Raw genomic sequence first — 5,934 nt, forward strand, 5'->3', positions numbered from 1 at the left:
CCGCTCCCCCGCCGGCCGGTTATCTCCCGCTCTCCGGAGGCCTGTTCAGGGACTGCCTGGTGCACGACTTCGACATCCTGCGGTGGGTGACGGGCCGGGAGGTGGTGGAGGTGTACGCCACCGGTTCGGACGGCGGCCTCACGGCGTTCCGGGACGCGGGCGACGTGTCGACGGCGGCGGCCCTGCTGACCCTGGACGACGGCACGACGGTGACGTCGACCGCCACCCGCCGCAACGGCGCCGGATACGACGTACGGATGGAACTCGCGGGCGAGCTCGACCAGTTGGCGGTCGGCCTGGACGACCGTACGCCGATCACCTCGGCGGAGCCGGACGGCCCGCCCGCTCCCGCCAAGCCCTGGCCGGGCTTCCTGGAGCGCTTCGCCCCGGCGTACGAGGCGGAGCTGGACGCGTTCGTCCGGGTGGTGCGGGGCGAGCTGGCGAACCCCTGCGACGGCCGGGAGGCACTGCACGCGCTGCGGGTCGCCGAGGCCTGCGAACGCTCCCGGGCGGAGCGCAGACCGGTACGCCTGACCGAGATCGCCGGGGGCTGACCGTACGTCCGCCCGGTCAGACCGGACGGGCGGAGAGCACGGTTCCCTGGGCCACCGCGCACAGCGTCTCGGCGCCCTCGTCGTCCACGGTGTACAGATCGCAGCGTGCCACGGCCTGCCGGCGCCCGGTGTGGACGACCGTCGCGCGGGCGCTCAGGGTCCGGCCGGTCGCGGGGCGGATGTACTGGATGGAGAAGCCGCCGGTGAGCACGGCGGCCCCGAGGGTGCTTCCGGCGGCGAAGGTGAGGGAGTTGTCGGCGGCGTACGCCAGGACGCCGCCGTGCAGGAAGCCGTTCTGCTGCCGGAGTTCGTCACGTACGTCGACCTCGATCGTGGCGGCGCCGTCACCGAACCCGGTGAGCCGCGCGCCGACGAGGGAGCTGAACGGCTGGCCGTCGAGGACCTGTTGTGCCGCCCGGAGAGTGAGTTCGGTCATGGCGGCCTTCCTACCTCACCACCGTGCGGGCAGTCGACGCACCCCCGTGGACCACGCCGGGGCCCGGCGGCGCGGGCGGTCACGGCACCGAACAGGCGGACCAGGTGGGAACCTCTGTCCGGAGGACGGACCGGCCTTGTCTCCCTAAAGGTCCTCCCGTGCGGAAGCGGCCGGTCCGGGGTTCCGGGTCCTCCTAGAATGCCGGTCTTGAGATGTTCGTAGACACGGAGTTGGCACATGGGTGAAGCGCGGCCGGACGGACGGGTCGAGCGGGGGAACCAGACCAGACAGCTGGTCCTGGCGCGCGCGGTCCAGGTCGCCTCGACGGAGGGCCTGGACGGTCTGTCGCTGGGGCGACTGGCCACGGAGCTGAAGCTGAGCAAGAGCGGCGTCTTCGCTCTCTTCGGGTCCAAGGAAGAGCTGCAACTGGCCACCGTGCGCACCGCGGTGTCCATGTTTGTGGACCATGTGCTCACCCCGACGAGGTCGGTCGACCCGGGCCTGGGGCGGGTGTGGCGCATGTGCGAGAGCTGGCTCACCTATTCACGGACCCGGGTGTTCCGGGGCGGCTGCTTCTTCTACGCCACCATCGCGGAGTTCGACTCCCGCAAGGGCAAGGTGCACGACGCCCTGGCGGCCACGCAGACCGGCTGGGTCACCTTCGTGGAGGAGACGCTGGAGGAGGCCAGGGCGCGCGGGGAGCTGGTGGCGAAGACGGACATCTCCCAACTGGCCTTCGAGCTCATCGCGTTCATGGAGCTGGCGAACGCCGAGTCGGTGCTCCACGACAACGCGCCGGGTTACACCAAGGCGACGAAGGCGATCCTGGGGCGGCTGCGCGACGTCGCCGCGGACCCCGCGCTGCTGCCCGCCGCCTCCTGAGCGCCCCGCCCGGCCGGGGCGCCCGGCCCCTGCGGGCGGTCCGCTCCTTCCGGGCGGCCCGTGCCCCGGGCGGTCACTCCGCGGGGGCGAAACTCCCGAAACGGGCCCGCCCGGCCGGGCGGTAGGTGTGGATCGCGACGCCGCCGGCTGTCGCCCGCGACTCCGCGAGGTCGAACGCGGCCGGAGCGCCGCCGTCTCCGAAGAGCCGCCGTCCACGTCCCAGGAAGACCGGGAAGACCAGCAGGTGGTACACGTCGATGAGGTCGTGGCCCATCAGGTACCGGGCGAGCGTGCCACTGCCGTGGATCTGCAGCTCGCCCTCGGTCCGCTGCTTCAGCAGGGCGACCTCGGCCGCCACGTCGCCGCCGACGACTGCGGTGTTCCGCCACCGCGGGTCCTTCAGCGTGGTCGAGACGACGTGCTTGGGCAGCGTGTTGAGGCGGGAGGCCACCGGATCGTCCGGATCGGTGACCCGGGGCCACCATGCCGAAAAGATGTCGTACGTGCGCCGCCCGAGGAGGAAGCCGCCGGCCCGGCCGAAGACCTCGGCGATGAACGCCCCCATGCCCTCGTCGGCGAACGGCACGAGCCAGCCGCCGTACTCGAAGCCGCCCGTGGTGTCCTCGTCGGGTCCGCCGGGAGCCTGCATGACGCCGTCGAGCGTCACGAACGTGGTGAGAGTCAGCTTCGCCATGGTCCTGCTCCTGTCCTCTCCGGGGCCGCTCGGTGCGGCCTCGCCCGCTCTTCCACCCGTACAGACCAGGAAAACGGGCGGAAATCATCGCTCCCGGCCGGAGCCGGGCCAGGTGGGCACCGGTCCCGCCCCGGCCGACGGCCCACCCGCCGACGGCCGCGCCACGCCCCCGGTCCCGGGGCCCGGACCTACGCTGGGCGGGGACGGCACCGCGAACGAAAAGGGAAACCCGATGAGCCAGACCCCGCCCCCGGACCACACCCTCCTCGACGCCCGCACCCTGCCCGCGGTGGGCCTCGGCACCTGGCCGCTCGACGACGACGCGGCCGAGCAGGCCGTCGCCGGGGCCCTGGGGCTCGGCTACCGGCTGGTGGACACCGCGCTGAACTACGGCAACGAGACCGGCACCGGGCGCGGCATCGCCCGCAGCGGCGTACCCCGTGAGGACGTCCTCGTCACCACCAAGGTGCCCGGTCGGCACCACGGCTACGAGGAGACGCTGGCCTCGTTCGAGGAGTCGCGCGGCAATCTGGGCCTGGAGTACGTCGACCTGTACCTCATCCACTGGCCGCTGCCGGAGGTGGACAAGTACGTGGACACCTGGCGGGCGATGATCAAGCTCCGCGAGGAGGGCCTGGTGCGCTCCATCGGCGTCTCCAACTTCACCGCGGAGCACCTGGACCGGCTGGAGCGGGAGACGGGGGTGCTGCCCGTCGTGAACCAGATCGAGATGCACCCGCTGCTCCCCCAGGAGGAGCTGCGGGCGGTGCACGCCGCGAAGGGCATCGTCACGGAGAGCTGGAGCCCGCTGGCCCGGGGGCGTCGGGTCCTGGAGGCCCCGGAGGTCGTGGCGGCGGCCGAGGCACACGGGGTGACGCCCGGCCAGGTGGTGCTGCGGTGGCACACCCAGCTCGGAGCGGTGCCGATCCCGAAGTCCGCCGACCCCGGGCGGCAGCGGCAGAACCTCGACCTGTCGGGGTTCGAGCTGACGCCCGGGGAGGTGACGGCGATCGGGTCCCGGCCGCCGCACCGCTTCGGCGGTGACCCGGAGACGCACGAGGAGTTCTGAGCGCCACGGCCGCCCCGAGAGGGGGCGCCTCCCCGGTCAGCCGGTCACCGGTTGCGCGGGGTGACCTCCGCCATCCGGGACCAGTCGTCCCCCGGCACCTCGACGTTGATGATCTCCGGGATCTCGGCGACCAGTTCGGACATGGTGTCGATGGCCGCCTTGAAGTGGTCCGAGTTCACGTGCGCCGCTCCCGCCGCCTCGTCGGCGAAGGCTTCGAGCAGGACGAACTGGTCCGGGTTCTCCACGCTGTAGGACCACTCGAAGAAGAGGTTGCCCGGCTCCTGGCGGGTGGCGAGGGTGAACGCGTCCACGGCCGGGAGCCAGTTGTCCCGCTCGGCGCTGCGGACGGTGAACTTGACGGCGATGAAGATCATGGAGACTCCTGGGGTGGGGCGGGTGCGGGCGACGACCAGGGTGCCATAAGCCCGCAGAACGGTCATGCCCGGCGCACCCTCGCGCCGGACGGTCCGGTTCTTCCGTACCCCCCGCCCACCGGACGCCCGATGCCGGACGGCCGGTACCCGGACCGCCGATACCGCTCGGCCGGCTCAGCGGTCCCGTTCGAGGAGGCGCCCGGTGGGCGCGGACGGCTCCCCTCCCGCGGCGATCCGCCGGCCGCGCAGCCAGGTCGACCGGACCACGCCGTGCAGGGTCCGGCCGGCGTAGGCGGTGACCTGGTTGCGGTGGAGGAGTTCGGTGGGATCGACGGTGAAGGCCGCGTCGGGGTCGAGGACCACGAAGTCGGCGTCGCGCCCCGCCTCGACGGCGCCCTTGCGGGCGAGTCCGGCGAGGGCGGCGGGGGCGGTGGACATCCAGCGGGCGACGTCGTCGAGCGTGTGACCGCGCCGGCGCGCCTCGGTCCAGACGGCGGGCAGCCCCAGCTGGAGGGAGGAGATCCCGCCCCACGCGGAGGCGAAGTCGGGGGTCTTGAGGTCGGTGGTGCAGGGCGAGTGGTCGGACACGACACAGTCGATCGTGCCGTCGGCCAGGCCCGCCCAGAGCGCGTCCTGGTTCGCGGCTTCCCGGATGGGCGGGCAGCACTTGAACTCGGTCGCTCCGTCCGGGACCTCCTCGGCAGTGAGGGTGAGGAAGTGCGGGCAGGACTCGACGGTGACACGGACGCCTTCGCGTTTGGCGGCGGCGATCAGCGGCAGGGCGTCGGCGGAGGACAGGTGCAGGACGTGGACGCGGGCGTTCAGCCGTCGGGCGTGGGCTATGAGGCCCTCGATCGCGGTGTTCTCCGCGTCGCGCGGGCGCGAGGCCAGGAAGTCGGCGTAGGCGGGTCCACCGCGCTGCGGCGCGGACACCAGGTGGCGGGGGTCCTCGGCGTGCACGATGAGGAGTCCGCCGAAGCCGGCGATCTCGGCCATGGCACGGGCCAGTTGCTCCTGGTCCAGCTCCGGGAACTCCTCGACCCCGGACGGCGACAGGAAGCACTTGAAACCGAAGACCCCGGCCTCGTACAGCGGTCGCAGGTCCTTGGTGTTGGACGGGACCGCGCCGCCCCAGAAGCCGGTGTCGATGTGCGCCTTGGGTGCGGCCACCTCCCGCTTGGTGCGCAGGTGGCCGACGGTGGTGGTCGGCGGGAGGGAGTTGAGCGGCATGTCGAGGAGGGTGGTGATGCCGCCGGCCGCGGCGGCGCGGGTGGCCGTCCAGAAGCCCTCCCACTCGGTGCGGCCGGGGTCGTTCACATGCACGTGGGTGTCGACGAGGCCCGGCAGGAGCACGTCGTCACCGAAGTCCTCCTCCCGCGCCCCCGGCACCTGGGTGCCGTACGGCAGAACGGCCTCGATCACCTCTCCGGCGACCAGGACCGCGGCCGCGCGGGTCCCGTCCGGGGTGACGACGCGCGTCGAGCGCAGCACCAGCCTCGCGTCCGCCTTCATCTGTGCCTCGGCCACCCGTGCTCCTCACTCAAGCCCAAGAATTCAACGAACTGTTGAAGGAGTCTTCACTCGCCGGGGCAGGCCGTCAAGGCCTTGTCCGCCCCGCCGGAAGACCGGCCGACCACCCACGCCGACGGATTGACGGTTTCCACGAAGTAAAAAGCCATTTTCGCCAGCCGGAACGTAGAATGGTCCAGAAGTGGCGCCACCGCCCCCGGGACACACGGCGGACCTGACAGCCGACATCAGGACAAAACAGGTCCTGACCGGCAAGGACGCCGCAACGGGAGCAGTGGGCCGATCGGGAGCGGCCCGGTAGGCTGCTGCCTTGCCTCCGCTTCGAAAGGACCGTTGACGTGCCGCCGTCCCACGCCAGCACATCCGACTCCAAACCCGCCGGTGCCAGCGGCGGG

Annotated in this window: 7 protein-coding genes; 3 read left to right on the forward strand and 4 right to left on the reverse strand. The window is 72.2% G+C overall.

Annotation, left to right across the window (positions count from 1 at the left end):
• A partial coding sequence (locus tag IH13_RS0134960) for a Gfo/Idh/MocA family oxidoreductase (RefSeq protein WP_031091016.1) occupies positions 1-554 on the forward strand: 554 nt, incomplete at its 5' end.
• A gap of 16 nt (positions 555-570) precedes the next feature.
• Here IH13_RS0134960 and IH13_RS0134965 read toward each other — a convergent pair.
• The gene (locus IH13_RS0134965) at positions 571-990 is read right to left on the reverse strand and encodes a PaaI family thioesterase (protein ID WP_031091018.1); all 420 of its coding nucleotides are present in this window, start codon (positions 988-990) and stop codon (positions 571-573) included.
• A 237-nt stretch (positions 991-1,227) separates the two neighbouring features.
• On the opposite strand from IH13_RS0134965, the gene IH13_RS0134970 reads away from it, so the two are divergent.
• Positions 1,228-1,872 carry a TetR/AcrR family transcriptional regulator gene (locus IH13_RS0134970; RefSeq protein WP_031091020.1) on the forward strand — a complete coding sequence of 215 codons (645 nt, stop codon included), beginning with the start codon at positions 1,228-1,230 and terminating at the stop codon, positions 1,870-1,872.
• 73 nt (positions 1,873-1,945) lie between these two features.
• On the opposite strand, the gene IH13_RS0134975 is transcribed toward IH13_RS0134970, so the two are convergent.
• Positions 1,946-2,566 carry a dihydrofolate reductase family protein gene (locus IH13_RS0134975; protein WP_031091022.1) on the reverse strand — a complete coding sequence of 207 codons (621 nt, stop codon included), beginning with the start codon at positions 2,564-2,566 and terminating at the stop codon, positions 1,946-1,948.
• Positions 2,567-2,798: 232 nt separating this feature from the next.
• On the opposite strand from IH13_RS0134975, the gene IH13_RS0134980 reads away from it, so the two are divergent.
• The gene (locus tag IH13_RS0134980; protein ID WP_031091023.1) at positions 2,799-3,635 is read left to right on the forward strand and encodes an aldo/keto reductase; all 837 of its coding nucleotides are present in this window, start codon (positions 2,799-2,801) and stop codon (positions 3,633-3,635) included.
• Between the two features lie 44 nt (positions 3,636-3,679).
• On the opposite strand, the gene IH13_RS0134985 is transcribed toward IH13_RS0134980, so the two are convergent.
• A complete protein-coding gene (locus IH13_RS0134985) occupies positions 3,680-4,009 on the reverse strand; it encodes a putative quinol monooxygenase (protein ID WP_031091025.1) in 330 nt (109 codons plus the stop codon).
• 174 nt (positions 4,010-4,183) lie between these two features.
• On the reverse strand, positions 4,184-5,521 hold the full coding sequence (gene allB / locus IH13_RS0134990; RefSeq protein WP_031091027.1) for an allantoinase AllB: 1,338 nt from the start codon (positions 5,519-5,521) through the stop codon (positions 4,184-4,186).
• Positions 5,522-5,934 lie beyond the last annotated feature (413 nt).

The sequence above is a fragment of the Streptomyces sp. NRRL WC-3549 genome (assembly GCF_000721935.1).
Taxonomy (GTDB): Bacteria; Actinomycetota; Actinomycetes; order Streptomycetales; family Streptomycetaceae; genus Streptomyces.